Annotated in this window: 11 protein-coding genes; 4 read left to right on the top strand and 7 right to left on the bottom strand. The window is 61.1% G+C overall.

Annotation, left to right across the window (positions count from 1 at the left end):
- The first annotated feature begins 163 nt into the window (after positions 1–163).
- Positions 164–1,084, top strand: a complete 921-nt coding sequence (locus tag KKO72_RS15790) for a CoA transferase (RefSeq protein ID WP_214940790.1) — start codon at positions 164–166, stop codon at positions 1,082–1,084.
- Between the two features lie 76 nt (positions 1,085–1,160).
- Here KKO72_RS15790 and KKO72_RS15785 read toward each other — a convergent pair whose 3' ends face one another.
- The 5 genes from KKO72_RS15785 to ispD all read right to left on the bottom strand — a co-directional run bounded on the left by KKO72_RS15785 (position 1,161) and on the right by ispD (position 5,173).
- Positions 1,161–1,520 (bottom strand): phosphate-starvation-inducible protein PsiE, encoded by a 360-nt coding sequence (locus KKO72_RS15785; protein ID WP_214940787.1) that lies wholly within the window; start codon positions 1,518–1,520, stop codon positions 1,161–1,163.
- Between the two features lie 131 nt (positions 1,521–1,651).
- A complete protein-coding gene (fghA, locus tag KKO72_RS15780; RefSeq protein ID WP_305849457.1) occupies positions 1,652–2,509 on the bottom strand; it encodes an S-formylglutathione hydrolase in 858 nt (285 codons plus the stop codon).
- Between the two features lie 58 nt (positions 2,510–2,567).
- Positions 2,568–3,674, bottom strand: a complete 1,107-nt coding sequence (locus KKO72_RS15775; RefSeq protein ID WP_214940783.1) for an S-(hydroxymethyl)glutathione dehydrogenase/class III alcohol dehydrogenase — start codon at positions 3,672–3,674, stop codon at positions 2,568–2,570.
- 270 nt (positions 3,675–3,944) lie between these two features.
- On the bottom strand, positions 3,945–4,427 hold the full coding sequence (gene ispF, locus KKO72_RS15770) for a 2-C-methyl-D-erythritol 2,4-cyclodiphosphate synthase (RefSeq protein WP_214940780.1): 483 nt from the start codon (positions 4,425–4,427) through the stop codon (positions 3,945–3,947).
- A complete protein-coding gene (gene ispD / locus KKO72_RS15765) occupies positions 4,424–5,173 on the bottom strand; it encodes a 2-C-methyl-D-erythritol 4-phosphate cytidylyltransferase (protein ID WP_214940763.1) in 750 nt (249 codons plus the stop codon). Before ispD ends, ispF begins: the two co-directional genes overlap by 4 nt.
- 87 nt (positions 5,174–5,260) lie before the next feature.
- Between ispD and mfd the strand changes: the two genes are divergently transcribed.
- Positions 5,261–8,821, top strand: coding sequence for a transcription-repair coupling factor (mfd, locus tag KKO72_RS15760; RefSeq protein WP_214940760.1), 3,561 nt, complete (start codon positions 5,261–5,263; stop codon positions 8,819–8,821).
- Positions 8,822–8,894: 73 nt separating this feature from the next.
- Here mfd and cphA (KKO72_RS15755) read toward each other — a convergent pair whose 3' ends face one another.
- Both cphA (KKO72_RS15755) and cphA (KKO72_RS15750) read right to left on the bottom strand, forming a co-directional pair.
- Positions 8,895–11,465, bottom strand: a complete 2,571-nt coding sequence (cphA, locus tag KKO72_RS15755; protein WP_214940757.1) for a cyanophycin synthetase — start codon at positions 11,463–11,465, stop codon at positions 8,895–8,897.
- Positions 11,462–13,651, bottom strand: coding sequence for a cyanophycin synthetase (gene cphA, locus KKO72_RS15750; RefSeq protein ID WP_214940753.1), 2,190 nt, complete (start codon positions 13,649–13,651; stop codon positions 11,462–11,464). The genes cphA (KKO72_RS15755) and cphA (KKO72_RS15750) overlap by 4 nt, the downstream gene beginning before the upstream one ends.
- A gap of 195 nt (positions 13,652–13,846) precedes the next feature.
- Between cphA (KKO72_RS15750) and KKO72_RS15745 the strand changes: the two genes are divergently transcribed.
- Positions 13,847–16,141 carry an ABC transporter ATP-binding protein gene (locus tag KKO72_RS15745; protein ID WP_214940731.1) on the top strand — a complete coding sequence of 765 codons (2,295 nt, stop codon included), beginning with the start codon at positions 13,847–13,849 and terminating at the stop codon, positions 16,139–16,141.
- Entirely contained in the window at positions 16,138–16,611 is a 474-nt protein-coding gene (locus tag KKO72_RS15740) for a DUF1854 domain-containing protein (RefSeq protein ID WP_214940729.1), read from the top strand. Before KKO72_RS15745 ends, KKO72_RS15740 begins: the two co-directional genes overlap by 4 nt.
- Positions 16,612–16,614 lie beyond the last annotated feature (3 nt).

The raw sequence follows: 16,614 nt of genomic DNA, 5'->3' as shown, positions 1-16,614 counted from the left end.
GGCTCCTCCAGCGCCAGCCCAATACCCATGATGCGTTTATATGCTTGCCCGCCGTCATGTGAATGACACTTTGCAGCGCTTGGCATAGGACAGTTGCACAGCTATGTGATGGTCCTGGACCACTGCGTCAAAATGGGCCATCCGCCCGCCCCACCCCAAACCCATGCTCGCCACACCTACGCATTTGCCCCAGGCCCTGACGGGGGTCCAGGTCCTAAGCCTGAGCCTGAATCTGCCCGGCCCCGCCGCGATACAGCGCTGCCGCCAGATGGGCGCACGTTGTCTCAAACTGGAGCCGCCCGCACCACAGTCCATCGGCGACACCGATGTGGCGACCGGCCTCACCGGCGACCCGATGAGCCACTACAGCCCGGCTGCCTACCGGGACTTGCATGAGGGCATTGAGGTTCAGGTTGTCAACCTCAAAACCGAAGTAGGCCAGGCGGTCTTACATACCGAGCTGGCGCAGGCCGATGTGCTGCTGACCTCGTTTCGCCCCAATGCGCTGCGCAAACTGGGTCTGGACTGGGCCAGCCTGCAGCCGCGTTACCCAAAGCTGTCCATGGTCAGCATCGTCGGCGCACCCGGTGTCAACGCCGACCTGCCGGGCCATGACCTGACCTACCTCGCCGATAACGGTCTGATCACTGGCCTGGACCTGCCGACCACCCTGTACGCCGACATGGGCGGCGCGCTGATGGCCAGCGAGGCGGTGTTGCAAGCTGTGCTGTTGCAGCGCCAGAGCGGCCAGGGCAGCTGGATAGAAGTGGCCTTGTCCGACGCCGCCGCCCACCTGGCCTCGCCCCGCCGCTGGGGCGCCACCCTGCCCGGCACCCTGCTGGGTGGTGGCCATGCCGGTTACCAGATTTACCCCTGCCTGGATGGCCGCGTGGCGCTGGCCGCGCTGGAACCCCACTTTGCCCAAACCCTATGTACGGTAGCGGGCCTGCCCTGGCGCGGTATGGCCATGATGCAGGAGGAAAGCACACACCAGGCCATCGCCCACTTTGTCGCCGGGCTCTGCCGTGAGGCGCTGGAGGCGCTGGCGGCTGAGCATGATATCCCCCTGAAAACGCTCTGCTAAAGATAGCTATCAGCCCTTTTGAATAAAGGGCTGGATGCCAATTTTTCTTAGAATAGAAATTTCTACCCGAGACCGATCACTCCTCTGTACGCATCCGGCTGACGACCCAGCAGGCCAGCGCAATCAGCAAAATGGCGCCGGCCTCGTACAACAGAACAATCGGGTCGGAGTCTTTGCCTTGCAACACAATCAGGCGGCTCAGCGCGGTCATCGCGATGAACAGGGGCAAGATGATCAGGTTGCGCTGGCGCACATAAAACGCACCCAGCATGCCCAGCACCTCGGCGTAGATGAACATCAGCAGCAGGTCTTGCAAGGCCACTCGCCGGTTTTCGACCAGCACCCAGATTTCCTGACCCATCGCAATCACGGTGAAGCAGGCGATCAAGGCCAGGAAAATTTTCTCAACCGCATCGATCAAACGTTTGATGCTCATGGCTCTCCCATCACTTGGGTTGTCAGAACGGGGCTGTGCATGTGGCGACAACATGCGGATAACCCACTCCCAGTGGGTTGGGATCCAATTATTGAAGCAAGTGACAAAACCTCAAGACCTGTGGCGCATTCTCAGCACAGCGCCCGCGCGTGGTGCGCCAGATGATCGGCCATGAAGCTGGCAATGAAGTAGTAGCCGTGGTCATACCCCGCGTGGCGGCGCAAGGTGAGCGGCTGGCCCACACGGACGCAGGCAGCCTCAAACAGCTCGGGGTGCAACTGTTCTGCCAGGAATTTGTCGGCCAGTCCCTGGTCGATCAGGATGCCGCCAGGAAAAGGCGCGGCGCTTTGGCCACGCATCAGTGCGCTGGCATCGTGTGCAGCCCAGGCTGTCTGGTCGGCTCCGAGGTAGTTGCCAAAGGCTTTCTGGCCCCAAGGGCACAGGCTGGGCGCACAGATCGGTGCAAAGGCCGACAGTGAGGTGAAGCGGCCCGGGTGTTTGAGCGCCAGTGTCAACGCCCCATGCCCGCCCATGGAGTGGCCGGTGATACCCAAGCGCTGCAGGTCCAGCGGCATGTTCTGGCCCAGCAGGGGCAGCAGCTCCTGCATCAAGTAACTTTCCATGCGCCAGTTTTTGGCCCAGGGGGTTTCGGTGGCGTCCAGGTAAAAACCGGCGCCCACGCCAAAGTCCCAGGCATCGGCCTCGCCCGCCACACCTGCGCCGCGCGGGCTGGTGTCGGGGGCAATCAAGGCGAGGCCCAGTTCAGCCGCCACACGCTGGGCACCGGCTTTGACCATGAAGGTTTCTTCGGTGCAGGTCAGGCCCGCCAGGTACACCACGGCAGGCACCGGGCCGTGCGCCGCCTGTGGTGGCAGGTAAACCGACAGCTTCATCGGCAAACCGATTTCACGCGAGTCATGCTGGTAAAAACGCTGCAGACCACCAAAGCAGCCATGTTCACTGAGGAGTTGCAAGGGAGACAGGTTCATTTGATATTTTATTGATAGCTTCTCGCCCTTGATGAATAAGGGCTAGCGCCTGTTTTGATCAATAAATCACCACACCGCGGATGGACTCGCCGCTTTTCATCAAGTCGAAGCCTTTGTTGATGTCTTTGAGCGGCATGGTGTGGGTGATCAGGTCGTCGATGTTGATCTTGCCTTCCATGTACCAGTCGACAATTTTGGGCACGTCGGTGCGGCCACGAGCACCGCCAAAGGCCGAACCTTCCCACTTGCGCCCGGTCACCAGCTGGAACGGGCGGGTGCTGATCTCAGCCCCGGCTTCGGCCACGCCGATGATGATGCTGCGGCCCCAACCCTTGTGGGTGCACTCCAGCGCCTGGCGCATCACCTGGGTGTTGCCAATGCACTCAAAGCTGTAGTCTGCGCCGCCATCGGTCAGTTGGACGATGCTGTCGACCACATTGGCAACTTCCTTGGGGTTGATGAAATGGGTCATGCCGAATTTACGCGCCATCTCCTGGCGGGCCGGGTTGATATCGACCCCGATGATCTTGTCGGCACCGACCATCTTGGCCCCCTGGATCACGTTCAGCCCAATGCCGCCCAGCCCAAAAACGACGACGTTGGCGCCCGCTTCCACCTTGGCGGTGAAGAGCACCGCGCCAATGCCGGTGGTGACACCACAACCGATGTAACACACCTTGTCAAACGGCGCGTCTTCACGGATTTTGGCCAGGCTGATTTCGGGTGCGACGGTGTAATTGCTGAAGGTGGACGTGCCCATATAGTGGAAGATCGGCTCACCATCCAGGCTGAAACGGCTGGTCGCGTCGGGCATCAGCCCCTTGCCCTGGGTGCCACGAATCAGCTGGCATAGATTGGTTTTGCGCGAGAGGCAAAACTTGCACTGGCGGCATTCGGGGGTGTAGAGCGGGATGACGTGGTCGCCCTTTTTCAGCGTGGTCACGCCCGGGCCGACATCCACCACAATGCCCGCGCCTTCATGGCCCAGGATAGCCGGGAAAATGCCTTCGGGGTCGGCGCCGCTCAAGGTGTAGTAATCGGTGTGGCAAATGCCGGTGGCTTTGATTTCGACCAGCACTTCGCCGAATTTGGGGCCTTGCAGGTCCACGGTTTCAATGGTCAGGGGCTGGCCTGCTTTCCAGGCGACGGCGGCTTGTGTTTTCATGGGGGGACTCTTGGTGGTTGAGCGACATCAGACAGCGGCTGAGCGTAGCGGAATGTCCGGCCCGGTGTCGGGATGGGGGCATCGTGCCAGGCATGTGGATGCCTGACGACCCGGCCCGGCAACTGGCCCAGCGCATGCTTGTTGAACCCTGCCGCAGAGAATAGTGCGCAAGGATCCGAAGCTGCAGATGCTCTTTTAAAAAGAGCTATACACCCTTGTAATCAAAGGGCTAGCGACCGATGTTTTGCACAAGGGGGTGTGAGAGCCGTGTCAAGCTGTTTTGTAGAGCAACGCCACCGCCCGCGCTTCCATCGCATGCCCCAGCCCGACCGGCCCCATTTTTTCAGCGGTCTTGGCCTTGACGTTGACCTGATCGGCTTGCAGGCCCAAGGTCTGCGCGATGTGGGCGCGCATGGCAGGAATGTGTGGCATCAGCTTGGGCGCCTGGGCGATCACGGTGCTGTCGATGTTGCCAATCTCAAACCCTTTGGCCCGCACCCGCCGCGCCGCCTCGGCCAGCAGCACACTGGAATCCGCGCCCTTGAAGGCCGCGTCGGTGTCGGGGAAATGGGTGCCAATGTCACCCAGAGCGGCAGCGCCCAAGAGCGCGTCGGTGATCGCATGCAAGAGCGCATCGGCGTCCGAGTGCCCCAGCAGCCCCAGGTGGAAAGGCACCTCCACCCCACCCAGGATCAGTTTGCGCCCAGCCACCAGGGCATGGGTGTCCCAGCCTTCGCCAATTCTGAAATTCATTGTGTTGACCTTGTTTGTGTATCAGGGGCGCGCGACAACAGCACCGCCTGCGCCAGCGCAAAGTCTTCCGGGTAGGTCACCTTGAAGTTCTGGGCGCTGCCGGGCACCAGCTTGGGGGCCAGCCCCATGGCTTCGATCGCGCTCGATTCGTCGGTGACCGCGTCACCCGCCAGCTCCAGCGCTTCGAGCAGGCTACCAATGCGGAACATCTGCGGTGTTTGCGCCAGCCATTTGTCGACGCGTGGCAAGGTGCTGGCAACCCGGCCAGCTTGGCCAGATTTGAGTGTGTCGGGCAGCGGCAGGGCAAGTAGACCACCCACTTCGTCGCTCAGGCAAGCATCGAGCAACTGGTTGATCTGCGCCGGGGTGATCAGACAACGCGCCGCATCGTGCACCAGCACCCAGTCGTGTGGGACTGCACCCTCGGCCAGCAGCGCATTCAAACCATTAAAAACACTTGAAGCCCTTGTAGAACCTCCGCAAGACGCTATCAAAAAAGATGAATCCTTCCACTGCGGTGTCTGAAAAAACGCATCATCTGAAGACACCACCACCAGCGTCTGGTCAATACGCGGCACCTCGGCAAACGCCGCCAGGGTGTGCATCACCATCGGTTGACCCGCCAGCACCTGGTACTGCTTGGGGCCAGCGGCGCCCGCACGTGAGCCGTTGCCAGCGCAGGGAATCAGGGCCCAGCAGCGTGGCGTGGTGCTGGGTGTAAGGGTGATATCGGTGAGTTCAGTCATGGTCTGGGCTGCATTCTAGAATCCATGACAACACACCCTGCCAATCTTTGCGCAGGGTTTTGGCGTTTCTACCTGACACACTTTCGCATGGAATTACCCAAACTCAACCCCGGCAAGCGCTACACCCTGCCCCGCCCCACCGGTTCGGCCGACGCGCTGCTGCTGGCCCAACTGGCCTTGCGTGACAAGGCCAGTGGCAAGGTGACAGCCATCGTCACCGCCGATGCACCCGATGCCCAGCGCCTGATTGACGAAATGGCTTTTTTTGCGCCAGAGCTGCGCTGCGTGTTGTTCCCGGACTGGGAGACGCTGCCGTTTGACACCTTTTCACCGCACCAGGACCTGATCAGTGAACGCCTGGCCACCTTGTGGCGCATCAGCCAGCACGACAAGGACACCGGCGCCGATGTGGTGGTGGTGCCTGCTACCACCGCGCTGTACCGCTTGGCGCCACCGAGTTTTCTGGCGGGCACCACCTTTCACTTCAAGGTCAAACAAAAGCTCAACGAATCCAAACTCAAGGCGCAGCTCACCCTGGCCGGGTACAGCCATGTGACGCAGGTGGTCAGCCCCGGCGAATACGCGGTACGCGGCGGTCTGATCGACTTGTTCCCGATGGGCAGCCCGGTGCCGTTTCGGGTGGACCTGTTTGACGACGAGATCGATTCCATCCGCACCTTTGACCCCGACAGCCAGCGCAGCCTATACCCGGTGCCCGAGGTGCGCCTCTTGCCCGGGCGCGAGTTCCCGATGGACGAGGACGCACGCGCGCGGTTTCGCAGCCGCTGGCGCGAGCTGCTCGAAGGCGACCCCACGCGCAGCCGCATCTACAAGGACATTGGCAATGGTGTGGCCACCGCGGGCATCGAGTACTACCTGCCGCTGTTTTTTGAAGACACAGCCACCGTCTTCGACTACCTCGGCGACGCTGCCACCGTGGTCCTGCATGGTGACCTGGAGCCCGCGTTTGCCCATTTCTGGCAAGACACCCGTGAGCGCTACCGCCTGGTGCAAGGTGACCCGGAGCACCCGGTATTGCCACCCGAAACACTGTTCCTGAGCACCGAGCAGTTTTACGGCCGGGTCAACCAGCATGCCCAGCTGGCCATCAAAGCCCGCCCTCTCCCTGGGGGAAAGGGAACTGATGCACCAAACGCCCTGGTTTTGCCCCCTCTCCCCCCGGGAGAGGGCGGGGGTGAGGGCCAGTCGCCTTACGCCGAATTTGAAGCCCTGCCACCAATGACGGTGGTCCGTGGTGCCGAAGACCCTTTGGTCCGCCTCAAGAGCCACATCCGCAACACCCAACAACGGGTGCTGGTGCTGGCCGAGAGTGAAGGTCGGCGCGCCAGCCTGCTCGACTTTTTGCATGCCAGCAGCTTTGACCCACCGGCGTTTGACTCGCTGCAGGAGTTCCTGGACAGCGACGAAAAGATCGGCATCGCCACCAGCAGCCTGGCCACCGGTTTCAGCTGGCTGGAAAGTGGTGTCGACTTTGTCACCGAGACCGAGCTGTTTGCCGCCAGCCCAACCACCCGCAAACGCAAAAAACAGGAGCAGGTCAGCGATGTGGAGGCGCTGATCAAGGACCTGAGTGAACTCAAGGTGGGTGACCCGGTGGTGCACAGCGCCCACGGCATTGGCCGTTACCGGGGCCTGATCAACTTGGACCTGGGTAACAAATTACCCAATGGCGATGCGGAGATACAAGAGTTTCTTCATCTGGAGTATGCCGACAAGGCAACCCTTTATGTGCCGGTGAGCCAGCTGCAGCTGATCAGTCGTTACACCGGCGTCAGCCCGGACGAGGCGCCGTTGCACAAACTCGGCAGCGGCCAGTGGGACAAGGCCAAACGCCGCGCCGCCGAGCAGGTGCGCGACAGTGCCGCCGAGTTGCTCAACATCTACGCCCGCCGCGCCGCCCGCGAGGGCCACGCCTTCCGCTACAGCCCGAACGACTACGAGACCTTTGCCAATGACTTTGGCTTTGAAGAAACCGCCGACCAGAAAGCCGCCATCCACGCGGTGATCCAGGACATGATCAGCCCGCGCCCGATGGACCGGCTGGTCTGTGGCGACGTGGGTTTTGGCAAGACCGAAGTCGCCCTGCGCGCTGCCTTCATTGCCATCACCGGTGGTAAACAGGTAGCCTTTCTGGCACCCACCACGCTGCTGGCCGAACAGCATTACCAAACCCTGGTCGACCGGTTTGCCAAATGGCCGGTGAAAGTGGCCGAGATGAGCCGATTCCGCTCTGGCAAGGAAATCACCGCAGCACTCAAAGGTGTGGCGGACGGCACCATTGACATTGTGGTCGGCACCCACAAGCTGCTGTCAGAGTCCACCAAGTTCAAAGACTTGGGCCTGCTGATCATCGACGAGGAACACCGTTTTGGCGTGCGCCACAAGGAACAGATGAAAGCCCTGCGTGCCGAGGTGGATGTGCTGACCCTCACCGCCACGCCTATCCCGCGTACCCTCGGCATGGCACTCGAAGGCTTGCGTGATTTGAGTGTGATTGCCACCGCGCCCCAGCGCCGCTTGGCGATCAAAACCTTTGTACGCACCGAAGGTGCAGGCGTGATCCGTGAGGCGGTGCTGCGTGAACTCAAACGTGGCGGCCAGGTGTACTTCCTGCACAACGAGGTCGAAACGATTGAAAACCGCCGCGCCAAACTCGAAGAGTTGCTGCCCGAAGCCCGCATCAGCGTAGCCCACGGCCAGATGCCCGAGCGCCAGTTGGAGGCGGTGATGCGTGACTTTGTGGCACAACGCAGCAATCTGTTGTTGTGCTCCACCATCATCGAGACCGGCATCGACGTGCCCACCGCCAACACCATTGTGATGGCCCGCGCCGACAAGTTTGGTCTGGCCCAGTTGCACCAGTTGCGTGGCCGGGTGGGTCGTAGCCACCACCAGGCCTACGCGTATCTGATGGTGCCCGATCTGGAAGGCCTGACCAAACAGGCGCAACAACGCCTGGACGCGATCCAGGCCATGGAAGAACTGGGCAGCGGTTTTTACCTGGCGATGCACGATCTGGAAATCCGGGGTGCCGGCGAGGTGCTCGGTGAAAACCAGAGTGGCAACATGCTCGAAGTGGGATTTCAGCTCTACAACGAGATGCTGAGCGAGGCCGTGCGTTGCCTCAAGGCCGGTATCGAGCCCGACCTGCTCAACCCGCTGAACGTGGCCACCGACATCAACTTACACGCCCCGGCGCTGTTGCCAGATGACTATTGTGGCGACGTGCACCTGCGCCTGTCGTTCTACAAAAAGTTGGCCACCGCCAAAACCACGAACCAGATTGATGGCCTGCTGGAGGAAATCATCGACCGTTTTGGCAAACTGCCAACGCAGGCGCAAACCCTGATCGATGTGCACCGGCTGCGGGTGCTGAGCCAGCCCTATGGTGTGACCAAGGTGGATGCCGCGCCCGGTGTGATCAGTATCACCTTCAAGAAAAACCCGCCGATTGACCCGATGAAGATCATTGCAATGATCCAGAAAAACAAACACATCAAACTGGCAGGCAATGAAAAACTGCGTATCGAGCGCGAACTGCCCGAGGCCAAAGACCGGGCCCAGATGGTGCGTGACATTCTCAAAAACCTGGGACAACCACTGGCGCAGGAGAAAGCCACTGCGTGAGTGGTAGCCACCAAAACACTGCGCCCCTGGGTTTGAAGCCAGGGGCGCAGTCTCTGAACACACCGGAAAAGCTTTAGCCTGCCGCGATCTTGGCGCGAATGTGCGCCAATGCTTCTTCCACCTGGTCCACCAGGATCAGGCACAAATCACCCTCACCGAGCTTGTCCATGGCAGTGTCAATCGCCAGAAACTCACCCGTGATCTCCTGCACCAAGCGTGTGCGGGCGGCGCCGTTGAGGCCTTCACGCAGCAGCGCAATCACCTCACCGTCAGCGCGGCCGCGTTGGCATTGGTCCTGGTACAAGACCACGTCATCAAACGCCTGACCCAGGATCTGGGTCTGCTGGCGGATGTCTTCGTCGCGCCGGTCACCAGCACCACTGATCACCACCGAACGCTTGCGGGCAGGCATGGACTGGACCGCCTGGACCAAGGCCGACATGGCATCGGGGTTGTGGCCGTAGTCCGCAATCACGGTGGCACCGCGGTAGGAGAACAGGTTAAAGCGCCCCAAGGCGTTGTCACTGTCATTGGAAAAACTGGCCAAACCGGCGCGGACCACGTCCCAATCCAGACCCAGTCCCCAGGCTGCAGCCACTGCGGCCATGACGTTTTCAACCTGGAAATCGATGCTGCCATTGAGGGTGATGGGCACCTCGGACAAGGCCAGCCTGTGCTGGACCTCACCTTGGCAAGCCACCAGCCAGCCGTCTTCCACAAACACCGACCGGTTGCCTTGTGCCAGATGGGTGGCCATCACGGGGTGATCCCGGTCGGCGGCAAAAAACGTGACCGAGCCAGAACAGTGTTTGGCCATGCCCGCCACGATCGGGTCGGCCGCGTTCAGCACCGCCACACCGTGGGTGCCGATGTTTTGCACAATCACCCGTTTGAGCACCGCCAGATCTTCCACCGTGGTGATGTAGTTCAGGCCCAGGTGGTCGCCACTGCCCACATTGGTCACCACCGCCACATCGCAGCGGTCAAAAGCCAGACCTTCACGCAGCATGCCACCCCGCGCTGTCTCCAGCACGGCAGCATCCACATCGGGGTGAGCCAGAACATTGCGGGCGCTCTTGGGGCCGCTGCAATCACCGGTGTCGATACGCTGACCAGCCACAAACACACCATCGGTATTGGTCATGCCCACACGCAGGCCACTTTGGGCCAGCAGATGCGAGATCAGGCGCACGGTGGTGGTTTTGCCATTGGTGCCGGTCACCGCCACCAGCGGGATCCGACCATTGTCATGGGGACCAAACATGTGGTTGATGACCGCCTCGCCAACCGGGCGGCCTTTGCCAAACGAGGGCGACACATGCATACGGAGACCGGGTGCGGCATTGACCTCCACCACACCACCGCCTTTTTCCTCCAGGCTGTGGTGGATGCTCTCGGTCATCATGTCCACACCACAGATGTCCAGACCGACCATCTGGGCGGCTGCCACAGCGCGTGCAGCGACTTCCGGATGGACATCGTCGGTGACATCGGTCGCGGAGCCACCGGTGGACAGGTTGGCATTGCGCCGCAACACAACACGTTGCCCGTTGGTCGGCACCGAGTCCGCCTGCAGGCCCTGCCCGGCCAGGCAAGCCAGGGCGATGTCGTCAAAACGGATTTTGGTCAGCGAGGTGGCGTGGCCTGAACCACGGCGCGGGTCCTTGTTGACCTCGTCCACCAACGCCCGCACGCTGTGGATGCCGTCACCCACCACATGGGGGGCTTCGCGTCGGGCTGCGGCCACCAGCTTGTCACCCACCACCAGCAGGCGAAAGTCGTGGCCCGGCAAAAACTTTTCCACCAAAATTTTGCGGCTGAACTCGGCGGCCGTCTGGTAGGCGGCCAGCAACTGCTCTTTGGAGGCGATGTTGACAGTGACACCTTTGCCCTGGTTGCCATCTTTGGGCTTGACCACCACCGGCAGGCCAATCTCCAGCGCGGCGGTCCAGGCATCATCGGTGTTGCTGACCTCACGCCCCTGCGGCACCGGCACACCTGCCGCATGTAAGAGCTTCTTGGTGAGCTGTTTATCCTGCGCAATCGCCTCGGCAATGGCACTGGTGCGGTCCACCTCGGCGGCCTGAATGCGGCGCTGCCGACTGCCCCAGCCAAACATGATCATGCTGCCCTCGGTCATGCGCCGAAACGGGATCTGTCTGGCCACCGCCGCATCCACAATGGTGCCGGTGCTGGGGCCCAGGCGCACGTCTTCGTCGAGATCACGCAGCTGCGCCAAGGCCTGTTGCAAATCAAAAGACCGCCCCTCCAGCACCGCCAGACACAGCTCCTGCGCCAGCTCCAGTGCCAGTCGCCCCACCTCTTCCTGGGTGTACTCCACGATGACCTGGAACACACCGGTCTCCAGCGTCTGTGTGGTGCGCCGGTAGGTCACCGGGCAACCAGCCTGGGCCTGCAAACCAAGTGCAGCCACCCCCAGCACATGGGCCAGACTCAGTGGACTGTCCTGTCCGCCCGTATGCACCACACCAATGGCAGGAAAACAGGCATGAAGTCGGGCATCAAACCCGGGGTCTGCGGTCACCGTGCACTCAGCAGGCGTGCAGCTGGCTACCACCTCAATGGCGGTGCGGTGCGTCCAAAGGTTGGGGCCGCGAAGGGCTCGAATACGGGATAACTTCATGGCTCAATGTGTTTTTTGGTGGGTGTCAACCCGAAGGTGCGCAAACCGGCACCAATCAATTCTGCGGTGATGCCCAGCGCCCAGGCAGCGGCGGCGGCGGCCAGCACCGCGCCGGGCAAAGCCTGGATATCGGCACCCAATGCATTCAATGCGATACGCGCCACGGTGCTCTGTCCTTTGGCCAGCACCAGCTGCCCCCCCTCAATAAACACCACCGCCTCACCTCTGCCGCGGTGCGCAGCGAGGACCTCTGACGCTGGGTTGAGGGCATAAAAAATGACTTTGCCGTCGCACAAAGCAGCCAGATCCACCACCTGGGCATCATCGGCGTTGAGCACGGCCGTGCCGTGTGACAGGATCACATCGACCTGGGTGCGTACGACGTTAAACAGTTTGTCCTGGTCATCGATGTAGAACTCAGCCAGTGCAGCCAAGTCACCGATGTCGGTCACCACACCCACATCACATCGGTCATAGGCCAGGCCTTCGCTGAGGATGCGGTGGCTGTTGTGTTCAAAGACGGCTGTGTCCAGAGAACGGTTGATCAACAGGTTCTGGCCAGCGTCCCAGCTCGTGCTGTCACAGGCATGCACACGGCGTGCACCCAGGTAAAAACCGTCACGGCAGGCCAAGCCAACCTTGTGACCCTTGTTGTGCAGCAGCCAGGCAATCAAACGCGCCACGGGGGTGGCATGGCTGCGGCCAGTGACACCGACCACCGAGATGCGACCCAGCTTATCGGTGTTGTGTGCCACACCAAACAAATGGTCCATGATGGCGGCCCCAATCGGGCGGGGCTCGCCACTGGCCGGTTTCAAATGCGCCAGCAACCCCGGGCTCGCATTGACCTCGATCACCGCACCACGTTGCTCAGACAGGGGTCGTGAGGCGTCCTCTAGCACCATGTCCACACCCGCAATGTCGAGCCCGACCACGCGCGCGGCCAAGGCCGCCACAGCGGCGACGCTGGGATGAACGTCATCCGTCACATCAAAAGCCACATTGCCATTGCGTTGAATCAGCACCTTGACGCTTGCAGCAGGCACCGAATAGGCTGTAAAACCCTGGCGTTCGAGCTCCAGAATGATCTCACCAGACTCATGCGGCTTGACCACACCGAGCGGAAAGTCCTCTGTTTCACCACGCCGTGGGTCGGTGTTGAGCTGCTGGTTCACCAGGGTCAGGATGTTGGAGACGCCGTCACCGGTGACCCAGGCGGTTTCACCACGGGCGACGGCCACCACACGCCGCCCCACAACCAGCAAACGGTGTTCATTGCCAGGAATGAACTGCTCCACAATCACTTTGCTTTCGCCCCGTTGCAGCGCCAGCACAAAAGCGGTTTCAACATCTGCTTGTGTGCTCAGGTCCAGCGAGACCCCACGACCGTGGTTGCCGTTGTAAGGCTTCACCGCCACCGGCAAACCCACATCCTGGGCGGCCTCCCAGGCTTCTTGCACGGTAGTGACCACCCGGCCTTCGGGCACCGGCACACCACTGCACTGCAGCAAGGCCTTGGTCAGGTCTTTGTCACTCGCAATTTCTTCAGCGATGGCTGAGGTCTGATCGGTCTCTGCGGTCCAGATGCGCCGTTGCGCAGCCCCAAAACCGAGCTGCACCAGATTGCCCTCGTTGAGCCGCAGGTGCGGAATCCCCCGGTCGGTGGCTGCCTCAACAATGTGTGATGTGCTGGGCCCCAGGCAATGCCTGTCCACCAGTTCACGCAGCTGGGTCAACACCGCAGGCAGGTCAAACGGGGTGTCGTGGATGGCGGCATGGACCAGCTCCAGCCCACTGGCCAGCGCCGCGCGTCCCACCAGCTCCTGCCGGGTGCGAAACGCCATCTTGTAGATGCCACGCTGCGAGGTTTGCCGGGTTTTGCCAAAACCGGTGCGCATGCCAGCCAGGTTTTGCAACTCCAGAACCACATGTTCCAGGATATGTCCAGCCCAGGTGCCCTCGCGCAGCCGCTGCAGGAAACCGCCGGGCTCACCAATGCCGCAGCGGTGCACGATCAGACCGGGCAGCCAAGCCGTCAAACGCTCATAAAATCCGGGTAAGGTGTTGGAGGGGTAGTCTTCCAGATCGCCAAGATCAATCCAGGCTTCGATGACGGGACGGTAGGTCCAGATGTTGGGGCCCCTCAGGTGGGTTACCCGAAGCAATTGCATGGTCTTCGTCGTCATGAATTTTTAAAGGTGTTCATTTAAGCAACAGCCCCGAATTTTCAGTTCATTTGGTCCCCTGCCATCATCCGCAAGGTACAAAAGTTACAAATATTTGTAACAAACCAGCCTGCCCGGACTATCCTCAGGCCATTCATAGGCCCCAAACCGACCCGATCCGGCCTTGGGCTGCCACACCGCTAACCTCTGTTCCCCATGACCCACGACCCCTCTTTTTCTGATCTTTCTGCACAAAACATACCGGCGGATTGGCGGGCCGATGTGTCGGCGCAACTTCAAAATGGTGAGGCCATTCTGGCCGAACTGGTGTTTGACCTGGACCACCAACTGCATTTTGTCCAAGGCCTGGTGCTGGTGACCAACCGCCGGGTGCTGAGCCGCGCGCCTGATGCCAGCTGGTCTGCCTGGGCCTACCAGCCTGGCCTGGCCATGCACCTGTACGACCACGCCGGTGTGGGTCATCTGGAGTTACTCGACAGCCAGGGCCGCCTGGCCCATTGGTGTTTTACCCTGGCGTGTAACCTGCATGCGATCCGCGTTGTTGACCAGTTCCAGATTCACCAGACCAGTTGTGTCAGCGGTGAACCACCGGTGCTGCCCGAAGGCCATGTCTGCCCAAGCTGCAAGGCGCCGCTGGCGCCCGACCAGGACGAATGCCCGATTTGCACCAAGGTGATCCACACCCCACCTTCGACCTGGACCCTGTTCAGGTTGTGGCGTTTTGCCAAGCCCTACCGGGGGCAGTTGTTCGCGGGTCTGGTGCTGACCCTGCTGGGCACCGCCGCCAGCCTGGTGCCGCCTTACCTGGCCATGCCGCTGATGGACGAGGTGCTGATCCCGTTTCAGAATGGCCAACACATCGAACCCATGGTGGTTGCGGGTTATCTGGCCGGGTTGTTTGGTGCCGCCTTGCTGGCCTGGGGCCTGTCCTGGGCCAAGACCTACATCCTGGCGCTGGTGTCCGAGCGGATTGGTGCGGATTTGCGCACCACCACCTATGACCACCTGCTGCGCATGTCGCTCGAGTACTTTGGTGGCAAACGCACCGGTGACCTGATGTCACGTATTGGCAGCGAGAGTGACCGCATCTGTGTATTCTTGTCATTACACCTGCTGGACTTTGCCTCGGATGTGCTGATGCTGGTCATGACGGCAGTGATCCTGATCTCGATCAACCCCTGGCTGGCTCTGGTCACCCTGGTGCCGCTGCCTTTTATTGTGTGGATGATCCGCTCGGTGCGCTTCCGCTTGCAAACCGGCTTTGAGAAGATCGACCGGGTCTGGTCGGCGGTGACCAGTGTGCTGGCCGACACCATTCCGGGTGTGCGGGTGGTCAAGGCCTTTGCCCAGGAAGACCGCGAATCGGCCCGTTTTCGCGAGGCCAACAAACAAAACCTGGCGGTGAACGACCGCATCAACAAGATCTGGTCGGTGTTTGCACCCAGCATCTCGCTGATGACCGAATTGGGCCTGCTGGTGGTCTGGGGGTTTGGCATCTGGCTGGTGTCCAAGTCCGAGATCACCGTGGGGGTGTTGATGGCCTTCATCTCCTACATCAGCCGCTTTTATGGCCGGCTGGACTCGATGAGCCGCATTGTCTCGGTGACCGAAAAATCGGCATCAGCTGCCAAACGCATTTTTGACATCCTGGACCACGTCTCCAGCGTGCCGGAACCGACTCAGCCGGTGAAACTGACGCATGTGCAAGGCCGCATCGACATCACCGACGTGAGCTTCCGCTACGGCAACCGCGAGGTCAACAAAGGCATCAACCTGACGATCAACCCCGGTGAAATGATTGGCCTGGTCGGCCACAGCGGCTCGGGCAAAAGCACTTTGGTCAACTTGATCTGCCGCTTCTATGACGTGTCCGAAGGTTCGATCAAGGTTGACGGTGTCGATGTGCGCGCTTTGTCGGTGGCCGACTACCGGCGCCACATCGGGCTGGTGTTACAGGAGCCGTTCCTGTTTTTTGGCACGATTGCCGAGAACATCGCCTACGGCAAACCCCATGCCACCCGAGCCGAGATCATTGCTGCCGCACGCGCCGCGCATGCGCATGAGTTCATCCTGCGCCTGGCACAAGGCTACGACTCGATGGTTGGTGAACGCGGCCAAGGTTTGTCGGGCGGTGAACGCCAGCGCATCTCGATTGCTCGGGCGCTGCTGATCGACCCACGCATCCTGATCCTGGACGAAGCCACCTCCTCGGTCGACTCTGAGACCGAGAAGGAGATCCAGAACGCGCTGGAAAACCTGGTCAAGGGCCGCACCACCATCGCGATTGCGCACCGGCTCTCGACCCTGCACCGCGCGGACCGTCTGGTGGTGCTGGACCGTGGCCAGGTGGTCGAGGTCGGCACCCACGACGGCCTGATGGCCGCCCAAGGTGCCTACTTCAACCTCTACGAAGCCCAGGCGCGCAACATGGATGTCGACATGGATGACCGCTCGCAAGTCCGCTTGAACGACAGGAAGAACGACAAATGACCACCAGCCACCCTTTTACCCTGGTCCGCAACCCTTTTGGGCGGCTGACTCTGACGACCTCTGTTGGTGAGGTCGTCGAAGCTGTGGTGCCTGTGCGTGCGTTTCCGATCCAGTCGCCCGAGGTCGGTATTTCGCTGGTGCACACCGATGGCCACGAAGTGGCCTGGATTGAGCAACTGGCCGATGTACCGGAGCCCGCACAAAGCCTGATCCGAGAAGAGCTGCAACTCCGCGAGTTCATGCCCACCATCCTGAGCATCGAAAGCGTCACGAGTTTTTCCACCCCCTGCACCTGGCGCGTCAAAACCGACCGTGGCAACACCAGTTTTGTGCTGCGCGGGGACGAAGACATCCGCCGTGTCGGCACCAGCATGTTGCTGGTGACGGATTCACACGGCATCCAGTTCCTGATCCGTGATGCCAGCGACCTGGGCCGCGACAGCCGCAAGATCCTGGACCGGTTCTTGTAGGCA

This window comes from Rhodoferax sp. U11-2br (genome assembly GCF_018619435.1).
Lineage (GTDB): Bacteria > Pseudomonadota > Gammaproteobacteria > Burkholderiales > Burkholderiaceae_C > Rhodoferax.
Note: the sequence above shows the minus strand (reverse complement) of the source record. Positions and strands in the feature narration are given on the sequence as shown.

Excerpts from the sequence above, each read along its gene's own strand:
- ispF (WP_214940780.1), bottom strand. The coding sequence starts at position 4,427 with ATGAATTTCAGAATTGGCGAAGGCTGGGACACCCATGCCCTGGTGGCT.
- fghA (WP_305849457.1), bottom strand. The coding sequence starts at position 2,509 with ATGAACCTGTCTCCCTTGCAACTCCTCAGTGAACATGGCTGCTTTGGT.
- cphA (WP_214940757.1), bottom strand. The coding sequence starts at position 11,465 with ATGAAGTTATCCCGTATTCGAGCCCTTCGCGGCCCCAACCTTTGGACG.
- KKO72_RS15745 (WP_214940731.1), top strand. The coding sequence starts at position 13,847 with ATGACCCACGACCCCTCTTTTTCTGATCTTTCTGCACAAAACATACCG.
- KKO72_RS15785 (WP_214940787.1), bottom strand. The coding sequence starts at position 1,520 with ATGAGCATCAAACGTTTGATCGATGCGGTTGAGAAAATTTTCCTGGCC.
- mfd (WP_214940760.1), top strand. The coding sequence starts at position 5,261 with ATGGAATTACCCAAACTCAACCCCGGCAAGCGCTACACCCTGCCCCGC.
- ispD (WP_214940763.1), bottom strand. The coding sequence starts at position 5,173 with ATGACTGAACTCACCGATATCACCCTTACACCCAGCACCACGCCACGC.
- cphA (WP_214940753.1), bottom strand. The coding sequence starts at position 13,651 with ATGACGACGAAGACCATGCAATTGCTTCGGGTAACCCACCTGAGGGGC.
- KKO72_RS15775 (WP_214940783.1), bottom strand. The coding sequence starts at position 3,674 with ATGAAAACACAAGCCGCCGTCGCCTGGAAAGCAGGCCAGCCCCTGACC.
- KKO72_RS15740 (WP_214940729.1), top strand. The coding sequence starts at position 16,138 with ATGACCACCAGCCACCCTTTTACCCTGGTCCGCAACCCTTTTGGGCGG.
- KKO72_RS15790 (WP_214940790.1), top strand. The coding sequence starts at position 164 with ATGCTCGCCACACCTACGCATTTGCCCCAGGCCCTGACGGGGGTCCAG.